Here is a 13,324-nt window from a genome sequence, read left to right as displayed (position 1 = left end):
CTTATGCGTAGTACTTTCAAAATTTTATTCTATATCAATAAGAACAAGACCAAGGCAGACGGCACAACGGCTATCCTTTGTCGCATCACCATTGACGGAGCAAACACAGTGATAACCACAGGCGAAAGCATAGAACCTCATAGTTGGAGCGTGAAGCGAGGGGAGACAACGGACAAGAAAATCAATCAACGCCTGCAAACCTTTCGGGAAGAAATCGAACAAAGCTACAATACTTTGCTCTACAAGTATGGAGCAGTGAGTGCCGAGCTTTTGAAAAACCATCTGCAAGGCATCGGACGAAATCCAATGACACTTCTTGCCCTTAGTGCAGAGGAACTCAAAGAACAGAGAGAAAGCAAGAGTGAGGGAACGTGTTGCAACAATAGAAATTCTGATAAGCAGCTCAATTCCTTTGTGAGAAGTCTTGGCGAGGAGGATATTCCTCTAACGGCTATTTCCATAGAGTTTTTTGATGATTACCGTTTCTATTTGAAGAAGGAGGGCTATGCCCCTGCAACAACGAACAGGCATTTGTGCTGGTTAAGTCGGTTGATGTATCGAGCCGTCAGTCAAGGGACAATACGCTTTAATCCTTTCGAGGAAGTGAAGTATGAAGCGGTGGAGAATAAACCTCGTTTCCTAAGCAAAGGCGATGTAGAGAAACTTTTGGTATTCCCATTGCAAGACGAAGGGGCGGAACTAAGCCGAAGAATGTTTCTTTTCTCTGTCTTTTCGGGATTGGCATTTGCCGACTTACAGAGTTTGCGAGCTTCGCAAATCGAAACGAATAGTGAGGGAAAACGGTATATTCGTAAGACACGCCAAAAGACAGAGGTAGAGAGCCTGATACCCCTGCACCCGATAGCGGAGCAGATACTTTCACGCTACACCAAGGAGAAAAGCAAGGGAGACTACAAGATATTCCCCGATACAATGAGCAAAGGCAAACTATCCACGCACCTCAAAGCCGTTGGCTTAGCGTGTGGCATTCGAACTCCGCTAACTTGGCATGTCGGAAGGCATAGCTTCGGTACGCTGACTTTGGAGGCAGGTATCCCGATGGAGAGCATTGCCAAAATGATGGGGCATTCGTCCATTGCCAGCACGCAAATCTATGCTCAAATTACTGACCAAAAGATTTCCTCAGATATGGACAGGTTGATACAACAATAGACTATGTAGGCTTAAACAGAAAAGAGTTTGCCACAGGCTAATGTAGCAAACTCTTTTTCTGTTTAATTATCGTTGATACCTTTACTCAATGTTTATTCAGCCACTTTTGAAACCTATTCATCAAGAGGAATGCAGAGAACAAACTAAGCACAGTAAGAATGAAACCGATTACTGCCCATAATAACATTTGCAAAGGAGATAAAATAGATGCCTTTGCAAATTCAACAAAGGCATAGACACAATATGGCAATGTCAAGATTGTGGTAATGATAACAGGTATGTATTTTCGGTATATAGCCCATTGTACAAGATGGACTATGAGATGGATGGAGTATCCAGCAAATGCAGCGAACCACCAATGATAAGCCCCCAGCCATAGAGAACAGAAAGAAATAGCAGCAATCAGTAAAAACTCGTGAGCAGTGCCAACGGCAAACGTGGCTGTAGAATAGTCAAAATGTCCTCTATGTGTAAGAAACTGCTCGAATTTTGGGAAACGCCTTTTTAATTCATTTCTATTATTGCCAAGCCAATACTTGAACATAATAATCTCCTCGTATTCGTGAATCATGAATACAATTGGGAGAAGTATCATTATCAATTCTAATTTCGTCATAACTCATCCATTATTCCATATTGGTTTAATAACAGTTCGGATGAAAAGTTATAATCACACACAGTCCTGCAATGCTTTCTCTGTGATGCGAATTGCTCCCGCACTATGAATACGGACGACAGGATGTTGGTCATTATCAGCAAACCATTGCAATTTATTCAAATAAGGCTCTACTACTTTAGGTTTTCTCTTTCCCATAACACGAAACATCTCAGGAGCCTCTATTCGCACTCTTTCAGCCTTGTCTTGCATCAATTCGTAAAAGAGCTTTAGATTTTCACAGAACAACTCTGGAGCATTCATTGCAATATTTTCACAAGCCCAAATAAATGACAGTCTTACATTATCGGCTTCATCTTCTACCATTTTCATCAATTTGTCTAAATAGGGAAGAACTAAATTCTTATCTGCCCTACCTATCCGTCCTATTGCATTTACTGCTCGTTCCCGTAGTTTGGGGTTGTTGTTTTCCAAATAGTTGGCAATTTTGCCAATGTATTCTTGCACTCGTAAAGGATATTTCAACCCCATTTCGCCAAGAAGCCACAAAACTTTTGCTGTTACAGCAGATGAATATTTTTCTGAAAGTCCTTTTGCTACATCATCTATCGCAACCTCCCATTTCTCTTTACTCTTTGTCAGCAATTTCAACTTATCCAGAAATTCTTTTTCGGCATTTGTCGGTTTATCCATAACAAGCGATATTTGATTTATCTATAAATTATTTGTTCGTCATTATACTCCTTGGATGAATAGTACAATTTCCTATGGTAATATCTATTTTAGCAACTTAGCTGCAAGTTTGTAGGTGAACAGGATTCGTGGATTGGACAAATCCCATTGTTGCACTTCCTGCCGTATCAATTCTGCGTGTTTCTTGCTTATATCCCTTAAAGCGTTTCCAATGGATTTCCGAAGATATTCGCTTTCGGATTCCTTATGCTTAGCTATGAGAGCAATAGTCACTGATGGGTTTTCTTTGAAGAACGGGCGACTTGTCCAAATTCTCAATCCCTCCGTTACGGCACGGATAACATTCGGATTATTATCATTCAGCCATTCTTCTATGAGAGGTAAAGAAACTTCATACCCTCTGTGTTTGCAAACTTCATCGAAAGCCTTTGCAAGCATTTCCTGCACGCGCCAATTTTTATCAGTACTTACTTGTTCTTTCAGAAAACAAAGTGTATCATTATTCGTTGCAGCCAATCTGCCCAATATAGATGTTGCCAACATTCGGGCTTGATAGGCTTCGTGCTTGAACAATTCGAGGGCAAGTTCAAAACATTGCTCTTTTGAATATATTTCCATTATTTCTGAAGCTCCATCATTGATGTGCTTAAAACCATTTTCAATTTGCAGAATATGATTAAGGATATTGCTTATACTTTTCATTGTTAATGTGCTTAAAAAGGCGATTGAATCTTTATTACAGTGGTCAACCAATAGAAATATGAGTAATAATTCAGCGGATAACTTTTGGGATTTCCCTAATAATACTACTCAAAGTTTATCCTGACAACGGAAAGGTTTCCAGATTTTGATGCTTCTTTCTTTGATACTTCACATCCTAGTTTTAAGTAAAATGGCAAAGGCGACAAATATGGTTGCCCATTAGATTTCATATACCTATCATGGTCAATAACCCAAGCATTTAATGATTTCTCCTTAGTCATAAGGACTTTCAGCATTGCACGTCCAATTCCTTTTTTTTGAATAGTCGGAGATAGTATAATAGCAAACCAACGAAGATTGTCTCTATCAAATGTAAAAGCCCAGCCTTTGATTATATCATTGTGCGACAAGTCCATCAATAAATAGTGCACGACATTTTCTAAACTATCTAAGTAACGATTAAAACTCTGCAACGAACTATGCGATATGATAATAGGATACTCATCATTCCATAACTGTAGAAGGAGCTTTCTCTCTTGCTCTTCTAAGGTTTTCTTTTCTTGCAGTTTCATATTTACTGCTTCAAAATTTATTTCCATGTTATTGGTATGATATAGATGATTTTATACACGTAATATGCTCTACAACAAAGGTATCTGTTTTTATAAATTCCAACAAGGAAATTTGAGCATTTAACACATACGATTGGATATTATTATGGAGCAATAAGAGAAAAGAAAGCCTGTACCGTCATCGATACAGGCTTCTGTTTATGTAGTTTTCTTGCAGCAGACGGTTGATGTCAGAGAGACGGTAGAGTATCTTGCCTGCTATTTGGGTATAGGGTATAATCCCCTTGTCCCGATAGTCCTGCAAGGTGCGAGGGCTGACGAAAAGATGTTCACAAACCTCTCGTCCCGTGAGGTAGATTTCGCCCCCGAAGAGCGGACGATGCGTTTGGGCAATCTCTCGCATACGTTTGCTCACTTCTTGAATGCTCGAAATGAGTTGTTTCATCTCGGGCGTTTCCTTGTTGATTGTTTCGTATTCCATAGTCGTTTAGTTTTTATGAGGATTAGACTTTGCAAGGAGAGCTTCCACGTCCTCACGTTTGTAATAGCACTTATGCCCGATTTGGATAAAGGGCAACACCGATGTATCTCGGTAATGTTGCAGTGTCCGTTTGCTGATGTTCAGTATTCGACACACATCTCCGTTGTGTAACAGGTCAGGTAATTCAGCAGGTGGAGCAAAGTACTCGTTGAAACAGTCGGTGAGTTCTACAATGCTCTCTTTCAGTTCCTCCCAAGCGGAGGTGTCAATGGCTGTAAATCTCATATCAATATCGTTTTAATTGTTATTTCTACTTCGTTTGGTGCAAATATACGCAGGCAAAATCCTTGTTTCCAGACCTGATGAAATCAAAGGAAACACAAGGAAATCACAGGCAAATGTACAAGCGTAAAACACCTATTCCACCCACTTTTTCTAAGTGCGTACTTGTGGCTTTGATACGGTATAAAATGGCTCTCATTAACAATGAATACACACGCCCCTTCTCTCCCCAAAGAAAAAGGATGCAGACGGTAGCAATCCGACGAAGTCGCTTATAGAGCCATTATCCTCTCTGTTCTCTCTTTTTGAGCCTTTTAGTTCTGACAGCTCCTGTTTTTCGCTCCTGTTTTCGGAGCATTCTTGTGTATCTCGAAGCAACAAACTCGCAAACCTTGGCGGTATGGAGTCGGCTCTCTAATTTGGTTTTAGCATCCTTTTTCGGATGAAAGTTCAAAACCAAGCAAATAGAAGAAGTACGAACAATGAAAAAAGAAGAGAAGGACAACCCCTCCAAGAACGCTCAAATAGAAGAATTTCTTTCGGCTCGCTATGAGTTTCGGTACAACACCGTGTTGCACCGAGCGGAGTACTGTCCACGAGGAACGGGTGATTATACAGCCATAGACCGCTACCGCATCAATACCCTCAAACGAGCATTGGACAAGGAAGCCGATGTACAGACCTCACCCGAGAACCTGTACAGCATCATTGAAAGCGATTTCTCCCCACGTGTCAATCCCGTACAAGCCTATTTCCAAGCGTTACCGCTGACGAAAGGGAATACGGCTATCACCGCCCTTGCCGACTGCGTGAGCGTAACCAATCCCGAGAAATGGAAAGAATACCTCACCAAGTGGCTGGTGGCAGTGGTCGCCAATGCAATGGACGACAAGCAGTGTCGCAATCACACCTGCCTTGTGCTGACAGGAGAGCAGGGCAAGTTCAAAACCACGTTCCTTGATTTGCTCTGTCCACCAGCTCTATCCGATTACCGCTATACGGGAAAGATTTACCCGCAGGAAAAGGACGTGCTGAGCCTTATCGGGCAAAACCTCATCATCAACATTGACGACCAACTCAAAGCCCTCAACAAGCGGGACGAGAACGAACTGAAGAACCTCATTACCTGTCCACAGGTAAAGTATCGTATGCCTTATGAAAAGCACATCGAAGAGCGACCGCACTTGGCGAGCTTCGTGGCTTCGGTCAATGGCAACGATTTCCTCACCGACCCGACAGGAAGCAGACGATTCCTGCCTTTTGAGGTGCTGGAGATAGAGATAGACAGAGCCAAGAGCATTCCGATGGATGCCGTTTACAGCGAAGCCAAGACACGATTGAATGAAGGGTTTCGCTATTGGTTCAATGATGAAGAAATTATTGAATTGCATAGAAACAGCGAAGCCTTCCAAGTCTATACGACAGAGATGGAATTATTGCTTCGCTATTTTACCTTTCCCACGGAAGTGGAGACGGCAACGAAACGCTTCTATATGACCAATTCGGAGATAGTGGGTTACCTCTCCTGCTATACCCGACAATCCCTCTCCGCCAAGCGGATGGGGGAAGCCTTGCGAAAGGCCGGTTATACGAGAGAGTGTCGCAGGATAAACGGCAATCCCGTATATGTCTATGCCGTCCGTAAGATTTACCCCGAGCAACCGCCATAGCACCCTGTTGTTATCACCTCCTTTGCAATACTTCTTTCTCTTTTCTTTCCTATTCTCCTTACTACGTTACTACAACTAAGGATAATACAGTGAAAGAGAAAGGATTGCGGGAGGTATCCATCTTGCGACACGGCTTACTACCATCTTTCTACGCTTCTACAGCAGAAGGAATGAGAAAAGGTGTAGACAGGAGGTGTAGAAGGATAAAACCGAACGAAGTGTTACACTTTTCTCTTTCACTGTCAATCTCTTATCTGAATGTAGAAGAGTAGTAAGATAAAAAGAGGAAAATTCCAAAAAGAGAAAACAGAGCGAACAATGAGATAACGAACAAATAAATAACCCAAATCCAACAATAACAGCAATGAACAACGAATATTACAACCTACAACACATCAAAGCGATACCGATAGCCGACTACCTGCACGCTTGTGGCATCGAGCCTGCGAAGCGTTACAACGGCTACGCCCTCTATCACGCTCCCTACCGAGAAGACCCCAACGCCAGCCTGAAAGTGGACTTTCGGCAAAACCTGTGGCACGACTATGGGACAAACCAAGGTGGAAGCATCATCGACCTTGTGATGCAGATGCAAGGAAGCAGTGCCTACGAAGCAATGGCGCATCTTGCCGAAGGGAAAGCAACACCCCTCGCACCCTCTCCCTTTCATTGTGAAACTCACATGAAGCAGATAAGAGATGAACAGCAACCAAGTAATGCAAGGCGTATTCTCTTCATCAGCGAAGCATTGCCCCTGCACTTGCAGAACTATCTCCAAGAGGTGCGCAAGATAGACCTTGCCGTGGCAAGCCCTTATCTCCGCCATATTCGCTACGAAGTAGGAGGACGAGAGTATTCTGCCATCGGCTTTGCCAACCGTGCAGGAGGATATGAACTCCGAGACGACAAGACATTCAAGGGCACAATAGCTCCAAAGGATATTTCTCTGATTGCAGGAGAAGCGAGCAACGCTCCTCTCTGTATCTTTGAGGGGGGTATGGACTTCCTTTCCTATCTCACGATGAAAGGGAAAGAAACTGCACCTTGCCTTGTACTGAACTCCGTCAGCAATCTTCCACGAGCCATCGCCTATCTCCACGAGAACGGCATCGACTCTGTTCGAGCTTTCCTTGACAACGACCAAGCTGGACGACAAGCCCTCAAATCTTTACAATCGGCAGGCATCAGTGTGGAGGATATGAGTCGGCACTATGCCCGTTACAAAGACCTCAACGACTATCACGTTGCCCAAAGAACAGAACTAAAGCAGGTGATGCCACCTCCTAAACGAGGACTTAGACGATAAGGCAAAAGAGAGCAAATAACATTATCCTACCATCAGGTATTCAAAGATTCAGGAAATAAAATGTATGCGAATAAACGGCTTGGTTTCGATAGCTACGGCAGTTCCTCAGAACAGCAAGTTTGCAGAGCCAAACTTAGAAACAAAGCGTGCAGGCATTCACAGAATGCAACGTAACAAGAAAGAAGTACGAGCAGGACGGAGCGGACATTTCAAGAAATGCCATAGCTCATTAGGGTATTTTCTTCACGCTGCACTTCGTTGTCGCTAAAAATACCCTCCTGAGCCAAGGGACTTCGCCCCTTTGGATACCCCTTAAAGCAATATTCATCTTATGGGCTACGCCGTATTACATATAGACAAGGCGAGAAGCAACGACTCGGGAAATACCGCTCATATAGCGCGGACATATACCCCGAGTAACGTCGATCCTTCTCGCACACATCTGAACAGGGAATTGGTGCAATTCCCTGCAAATGTCACCAATCGTAGCGAAGCGATAGAACATCGCATCGCCACGGCCGGTATCTACCGAAAGGTTGCGAAGAACCAAGTCAAAGCCCTGCGCTTTATCCTGTCGAGTTCACCGGAGGACATGGCTCGAATAGAGCAGGAAGGACGCCTGTACGAGTGGTGCGATGAATCGATGAGTTGGCTTCGTGACACTTTCGGAGCAGATAACGTGGTCGCTGCCACGCTGCACGCAGATGAGGAAACGCCCCATATTCACGCCACGGTCGTTCCGATTGTCACGGGTGAAAGAAGGAAAGCCAAAGAGGAAGCCGAAAACGGTAAGCGGAAATACAAGACGAAGAAGAACAAGGTACGGCTTTGTGCCGATGATGTGCTTACGCCCAAGAAACTGGAGCAGTACCAGACGGACTATGCCAAGCGGATGCAACGATTCGGGTTGGAACGGGGTGTACACGGCTCGGTAGCCAAGCACCGTACCACGATGGAGTATTACAAGGAAATCCTCAAATCCACGAAGGAGAAGAAAGTCCAAGAAGCAGAACTCACAGCCAAGATAAAGGAATTGGAGAAGCAGGCAGGTAAGCTCCGAATGAAAGGTACGCTGTACTCCCTCTTTGGCAACTCCGAACTCGACAAGGCAGAGAAGCGTATTGCAGACTTGGAACAGGAAGCCGAACGACAGCGGTATCTTTCGGAAAAGGAGAAGAATGAAATCCGAAAGGAAGTCGTTCTCTTGCAGGACACAGTCAAGGGAAGGGACAGAGCCATTGCCGAATTGAAAGAAACCGTGCAGGTTTATGAGGAAGAGCGGAATTGGATAAAACGTTTTTTCAATGGCTTCTATCAATTGCTGAACATTCGTCTGATGCTCCGAAAGATGGATTTCTCTGACGACAGAATAGCGGAGATGTATCGCACGGAGACTCCCCAGCGAGGTACGGCTAAAGCCTATTCGGGGCTGTACAAGAGAGAGTTTACGGAAGAGGACAGCGAAATCCGTATCATCAAGGATGAGAAGAAGCGACCACTTCTAACTATCAACGGGCTTCCCATTACCGATTGGTGCGAACAGAAATGGAAACAGCTTATCAATCGTAACCGCTCGCAACGGCTGTAAAACCGAAAATCCCCTTTCTCTTTCATCGTTGTAATTCAGTCTCGACAAAACTTTTCAGGAAGAAAATCACGCAAGAACGCTCACTTTCCCTCGCAAATGTGTATCTTTGCAAATGGTAAAAGTGAGCGTTCTTTGGCTATTCAAAACAATGTACCTTAAAGCACTCTGCTCATTTCTAAATCGTTACCCATACATTTATTCTAAAATGGTAACACTCTGTTCTTCAACAAGATAGTTTGCAAACAAAAAATCAACATGGGCGAACATGAACGCTCTTGCCTGTCTCCCGCCCACATTGCCAGTGCAGCTGATGCTGCAACATGGCTTTTCATCATACCTAAACCTAAAAACCTTTACCTTTAGAACTTGATTTTGTCTCTCACCTATCGAACATTCTCTGTCGGTGTCTGTCGTCCTTATTACAATCTTTTCGTTTACCTTAAACCAACACCTTTATTCCTTATCCTGATCTTTTTGCCTTACTAATACCTTCAACACCCGACTATAACTCTCTTTATTTCTCTCAAACGTCTGTCTGTTATCCTAATCTTTCTGCCTTACTAATACCTTTTGTGTTATCTCTCAAATTTTTCTTTTTCCTTAAGTTTTAATATCTATCGGTGTTGTCTTTTATCTTTTCGACGATGCAAAGATACACCTGTTTGCGGACACACACAAGAATTTCGACGGAAAATATATATTATATTCTTGTTTTTTGATATAAATCAACATTATTGTGCCCGCACACAAGATAAACAAAAATACGCATCATGCAGAGTATATTCTCGTACATGATGCGTTTACACCTTATTATATATGTACTATCGCGCTTGCCCGTCTCGCTTATTCCTCAACCCATAGATTGTTCGCCTTGGCACTTACTTCCGGTACATCTACTCCCGCGCGGTAGAAACTGACGAGTGCCATGTCGAAAATAAGCGTGGAATAAGCCGGTACAGTGCCCGAAGTTCTGGTTTGATAACCCAACTGATAAGGGATATAAACCTCCCATCGGTCGCCTATCTTCATATTCTGAAGCGCTGTAGAAAACCCATCGACCACGCCTCTTACGGCCAATGTCACCGACATAGCCGTCTGCGGATTGTAAGTGCCGGTATATGTTTGGTCGAAAACATATCCGTTTACGTAACTCGCAGAGGGTACTAATCTTCCGCGGTAGTTCACTTTTACGGAATCGGAATATAGAGGACTACCCGATGTACTTGTACTCTCATTGAGCACATGGACAATGATATGATCGGTAGAAGATGCCTTAAAGTTGGTATTATCCTCCGGTGTAGACCAATTGCGTATAATCTTCCAACTCGTATCTCCCGAGGCTATCTTCTGTTGAGTAGCGGTATAGAGCTTTTGGAAATACGCTTCGTTGACGTTTTGCCAGTCGGCAAACTCCTCTACTTTGTTATCGTTTTCGCTGCAAGATGCCATCGATAATGCGACTACAAACAGCAACGACACATGTAATATAACCTTATTTTTCATTTATTGTAGTTTCTTCAAAAGACTTGTAATGCTCACTCTATCCTCGATAATGCCACGAAGTTGCGAAATATCTACACGCTCTTGCTCCATTGAATCGCGAAAACGCAGCGTTACCTTATTGTCGTTCAACGTGTCATGATCCACTGTAACGCAGAAAGGCGTACCGATTGCATCTTGTCGGCGATACCGCTTCCCGATGGAATCCTTCTCTTCATAATGTGTATTGAAATGGAATTTCAGCTCGTCTACTATCTCGCGAGCCTTTTCGGGCAGCCCATCTTTCTTCACAAGCGGCAGTACTGCGCACTTTACAGGCGCCAAGGCCTCGGGCAATTTCAGTACCACACGCGACTCACCATTATCGAGCGTCTCCTCTGTAAAGGCATGGCACATTACACTGAGGAACATTCTATCCACCCCGATCGACGTTTCTATGTCGTACGGAGTATAGCTTTCGTTGGTTTCGGGATCGAAATATTTGATTTGTCTCCCACTGAATTTCTCGTGTTGCGATAGGTCAAAGTCCGTTCGGGAGTGTATTCCTTCCACCTCTTTGAAGCCAAAAGGCATCTTAAACTCTATATCTGTGGCCGCATTGGCATAGTGGGCCAGCTTCTCATGATCATGGAAACGATAGTTATCAGCACCGAAACCGAGCGCCTGATGCCACTTCATACGTGTTTCTTTCCACGTCTCGAACCACTTCATTTCGGTGCCCGGCTTTACAAAGAACTGCATCTCCATCTGTTCGAACTCACGCATACGGAAGATAAACTGGCGGGCTACGATCTCATTTCGGAATGCTTTCCCGATCTGTGCGATACCGAACGGCAATTTCATGCGACCGGTCTTCTGCACGTTGAGATAGTTTACGAATATGCCTTGTGCCGTCTCCGGGCGCAAATAAATCCTATTCGTACTCTCAGAAGTAGAGCCCATTTCAGTCGAAAACATAAGGTTGAACTGGCGTACATCCGTCCAATTCTTCGTACCGGAGATAGGATCAACGATGCCTTCATCGAGGATAATCTGCTTCAGCTCCTCCAAATCCGGCCCCTGCATAGCCTTAGTATAACGCTCATGCAGTGCATCGCGCTTCTGCTGATGCTCCATCACACGCGGATTGGTAGCACGGAATTTAGCCTCATCGAATGCCTCTCCGAAGCGTTTACGTGCTTTCGACACCTCTTTTTCTATCTTTTCTTCGTACTTACCTATCTGGTCTTCTATCAGATTATCGGCACGATAACGCTTCTTGGAGTCGCGGTTATCGATCAAGGGATCATTAAAAGCATCGACATGACCAGAAGCTTTCCAAATCATAGGGTGCATGAAGATGGCCGAGTCGATACCTACAATGTTCTCATGCAGCAATACCATGCTCTTCCACCAATACTCTTTTATATTATTTTTCAGCTCCACGCCGTTCTGTCCATAATCATAAACGGCGGCCAAACCGTCATATACGTCGCTACTTGGGAAGACAAATCCGTACTCTTTGCAGTGGGAAACGATCTTCTTAAAAACATCTTCTTGTGCCATGTCTATAACATTATTAATCTATTTACCGCGCAAAGGTACAGATATTTTTCGACAGACCGTTAATAACAAATGCAAAAACTTTATAAATTAGGGAAGGCCACATGATACGAAAAAACAAAATAAATTATTTATTTGTACCTTTACACACAAAAATCAATAACACATGCAAATATTACTCGCTTGCGCCAAGGACATGAAACCCGTGAGCCACGCTACTCCTACGGTAAAAACAGTACCGCTATTTCAACAGGAAGCTGAAGCCAACGCCTTGGAAATGATGAAATACAGTGCCGAAGAACTTGCGGAAATGATGAAGACCAACCGCCAGATCGGGGCACTCAATAAAATGAGATACACCACTTTTTTGGAGCCGGAACCTAAACTTGCAGCCGTACTCTCCTACACCGGCATCGCCTACAAGCACCTGCGGGCGGAGGATTTCAGCGCGGACGACTTCGCTTTTGCGCAAAAACATCTGTGGATCACATCGTTCCTGTACGGACTACTGCGACCGCTCGACCGTATTAAAAACTATCGATTGGAGGGATACATAAGGCTCCCGAAGCACCAAGACCAGCGTATGTTCGACTACTGGAAGCCACTTTTGACCGATGTTCTTATCGAATCCGCAAAACAGGACGACGGCATACTACTGAACTTAGCCAGCGAAGAAATGAAAGGTTTGTTCGACTGGCACCGTATAAAACGCGAAATAAAGGTGATAGAAGTCGATTTCATGGTACTGAAAGGCGATATACTGAAGACAGTCGTGGTGTATGCCAAGATGTGTCGTGGCGCCATGGCGCGCTATGTTATAAAAAATAAATTGCAAGACATCGAAAGTATCAAGACTTTCGAGTACGAAGGTTTCTGCTATAATCCCATCGAAAGCACAGTAAACAATCTTGTTTTCTCCGCCGGATGAGTGCCCATACGAAGGATAAATATAAGATTGTAATCCTTAGATGTACTGTCTGAGTTCGTTATATTGCTCACCTAACGGCCTTAGATAGGCGATGTATAAAAAGTGTTTATAATGTATTCGTAATCAATAGGTTGTAAATTCCCCCTCTAACTCCCCCAAATAGGGGGAGAATACGGCTGGAAATAAACTGCAAAATGGCAGCCTGTCCGCCTCTCCCCTATTCCGCACATCTCGTTTTTATCCCTTTTTATTTGCTTATTCCAACGTTTTA

14 protein-coding genes are annotated in these 13,324 nt (G+C 43.8%); 6 read left to right on the top strand and 8 right to left on the bottom strand.

The features are described 5' to 3' along the window. Positions 1-3: 3 nt before the first annotated feature. Positions 4-1,173: a site-specific integrase gene (locus HMPREF0663_RS01780; RefSeq protein ID WP_004368362.1), complete on the top strand. Its 1,170-nt coding sequence runs from the start codon at positions 4-6 to the stop codon at positions 1,171-1,173. Between the two features lie 85 nt (positions 1,174-1,258). Here HMPREF0663_RS01780 and HMPREF0663_RS01775 read toward each other — a convergent pair whose 3' ends face one another. From HMPREF0663_RS01775 to HMPREF0663_RS01750, 6 genes are all read right to left on the bottom strand, one after another. Next, on the bottom strand, positions 1,259-1,789 hold the full coding sequence (locus HMPREF0663_RS01775) for an HXXEE domain-containing protein (RefSeq protein WP_004368361.1): 531 nt from the start codon (positions 1,787-1,789) through the stop codon (positions 1,259-1,261). Between the two features lie 54 nt (positions 1,790-1,843). Further along, complete coding sequence (locus HMPREF0663_RS01770) at positions 1,844-2,482, bottom strand: sister chromatid cohesion protein PDS5 (RefSeq protein ID WP_004368360.1); 639 nt, start codon at positions 2,480-2,482, stop codon at positions 1,844-1,846. 84 nt (positions 2,483-2,566) lie between these two features. Further along, the gene (locus HMPREF0663_RS01765) at positions 2,567-3,184 is read right to left on the bottom strand and encodes a DNA alkylation repair protein (protein WP_004368359.1); all 618 of its coding nucleotides are present in this window, start codon (positions 3,182-3,184) and stop codon (positions 2,567-2,569) included. A gap of 104 nt (positions 3,185-3,288) precedes the next feature. Next, positions 3,289-3,783, bottom strand: coding sequence for a GNAT family N-acetyltransferase (locus tag HMPREF0663_RS01760; protein WP_004368358.1), 495 nt, complete (start codon positions 3,781-3,783; stop codon positions 3,289-3,291). A 151-nt stretch (positions 3,784-3,934) separates the two neighbouring features. Then, the gene (locus HMPREF0663_RS01755; RefSeq protein ID WP_004368357.1) at positions 3,935-4,237 is read right to left on the bottom strand and encodes a helix-turn-helix domain-containing protein; all 303 of its coding nucleotides are present in this window, start codon (positions 4,235-4,237) and stop codon (positions 3,935-3,937) included. Positions 4,238-4,243: 6 nt separating this feature from the next. Continuing rightward, positions 4,244-4,522 carry a helix-turn-helix domain-containing protein gene (locus HMPREF0663_RS01750; protein ID WP_004368356.1) on the bottom strand — a complete coding sequence of 93 codons (279 nt, stop codon included), beginning with the start codon at positions 4,520-4,522 and terminating at the stop codon, positions 4,244-4,246. 479 nt (positions 4,523-5,001) lie between these two features. Here HMPREF0663_RS01750 and HMPREF0663_RS01745 point away from each other — a divergent pair, with 479 nt between their 5' ends. From HMPREF0663_RS01745 to mobV, 4 genes are all read left to right on the top strand, one after another. Further along, positions 5,002-6,189, top strand: coding sequence for a VapE domain-containing protein (locus HMPREF0663_RS01745; protein WP_004368355.1), 1,188 nt, complete (start codon positions 5,002-5,004; stop codon positions 6,187-6,189). 364 nt (positions 6,190-6,553) lie between these two features. Beyond that, complete coding sequence (locus HMPREF0663_RS01740; protein WP_004368354.1) at positions 6,554-7,495, top strand: DUF8464 domain-containing protein; 942 nt, start codon at positions 6,554-6,556, stop codon at positions 7,493-7,495. A 64-nt stretch (positions 7,496-7,559) separates the two neighbouring features. Further along, positions 7,560-7,763, top strand: coding sequence for a hypothetical protein (locus HMPREF0663_RS11615; RefSeq protein ID WP_004368353.1), 204 nt, complete (start codon positions 7,560-7,562; stop codon positions 7,761-7,763). Between the two features lie 63 nt (positions 7,764-7,826). Beyond that, complete coding sequence (gene mobV, locus HMPREF0663_RS01735) at positions 7,827-9,083, top strand: MobV family relaxase (protein WP_004368352.1); 1,257 nt, start codon at positions 7,827-7,829, stop codon at positions 9,081-9,083. An 843-nt stretch (positions 9,084-9,926) separates the two neighbouring features. On the opposite strand, the gene bamJ is transcribed toward mobV, so the two are convergent. Next, positions 9,927-10,586: a BamJ family beta-barrel-assembly machinery protein gene (gene bamJ, locus HMPREF0663_RS01730; RefSeq protein ID WP_004368351.1), complete on the bottom strand. Its 660-nt coding sequence runs from the start codon at positions 10,584-10,586 to the stop codon at positions 9,927-9,929. After that, positions 10,587-12,128, bottom strand: coding sequence for a glycine--tRNA ligase (locus HMPREF0663_RS01725; RefSeq protein ID WP_004368350.1), 1,542 nt, complete (start codon positions 12,126-12,128; stop codon positions 10,587-10,589). It abuts the gene before it with no gap. 163 nt (positions 12,129-12,291) lie between these two features. Here HMPREF0663_RS01725 and HMPREF0663_RS01720 point away from each other — a divergent pair, with 163 nt between their 5' ends. After that, entirely contained in the window at positions 12,292-13,053 is a 762-nt protein-coding gene (locus HMPREF0663_RS01720; RefSeq protein WP_004368349.1) for a YaaA family protein, read from the top strand. The last annotated feature ends 271 nt before the right edge of the window (positions 13,054-13,324 follow it).

It is taken from the genome of Hoylesella oralis ATCC 33269 (assembly GCF_000185145.2).
GTDB lineage: Bacteria > Bacteroidota > Bacteroidia > Bacteroidales > Bacteroidaceae > Prevotella > Prevotella phocaeensis.
This window is presented reverse-complemented; position numbering and strand designations above follow the sequence as displayed.

Coding starts and splice junctions, on each gene's coding strand:
- HMPREF0663_RS01750 (WP_004368356.1), bottom strand. CDS start 4,522: ATGAGATTTACAGCCATTGACACCTCCGCTTGGGAGGAACTGAAAGAG.
- HMPREF0663_RS11615 (WP_004368353.1), top strand. CDS start 7,560: ATGCGAATAAACGGCTTGGTTTCGATAGCTACGGCAGTTCCTCAGAAC.
- HMPREF0663_RS01780 (WP_004368362.1), top strand. CDS start 4: ATGCGTAGTACTTTCAAAATTTTATTCTATATCAATAAGAACAAGACC.
- mobV (WP_004368352.1), top strand. CDS start 7,827: ATGGGCTACGCCGTATTACATATAGACAAGGCGAGAAGCAACGACTCG.
- HMPREF0663_RS01725 (WP_004368350.1), bottom strand. CDS start 12,128: ATGGCACAAGAAGATGTTTTTAAGAAGATCGTTTCCCACTGCAAAGAG.
- bamJ (WP_004368351.1), bottom strand. CDS start 10,586: ATGAAAAATAAGGTTATATTACATGTGTCGTTGCTGTTTGTAGTCGCA.
- HMPREF0663_RS01770 (WP_004368360.1), bottom strand. CDS start 2,482: ATGGATAAACCGACAAATGCCGAAAAAGAATTTCTGGATAAGTTGAAA.
- HMPREF0663_RS01720 (WP_004368349.1), top strand. CDS start 12,292: ATGCAAATATTACTCGCTTGCGCCAAGGACATGAAACCCGTGAGCCAC.
- HMPREF0663_RS01755 (WP_004368357.1), bottom strand. CDS start 4,237: ATGGAATACGAAACAATCAACAAGGAAACGCCCGAGATGAAACAACTC.
- HMPREF0663_RS01760 (WP_004368358.1), bottom strand. CDS start 3,783: ATGGAAATAAATTTTGAAGCAGTAAATATGAAACTGCAAGAAAAGAAA.
- HMPREF0663_RS01740 (WP_004368354.1), top strand. CDS start 6,554: ATGAACAACGAATATTACAACCTACAACACATCAAAGCGATACCGATA.
- HMPREF0663_RS01775 (WP_004368361.1), bottom strand. CDS start 1,789: ATGACGAAATTAGAATTGATAATGATACTTCTCCCAATTGTATTCATG.
- HMPREF0663_RS01745 (WP_004368355.1), top strand. CDS start 5,002: ATGAAAAAAGAAGAGAAGGACAACCCCTCCAAGAACGCTCAAATAGAA.
- HMPREF0663_RS01765 (WP_004368359.1), bottom strand. CDS start 3,184: ATGAAAAGTATAAGCAATATCCTTAATCATATTCTGCAAATTGAAAAT.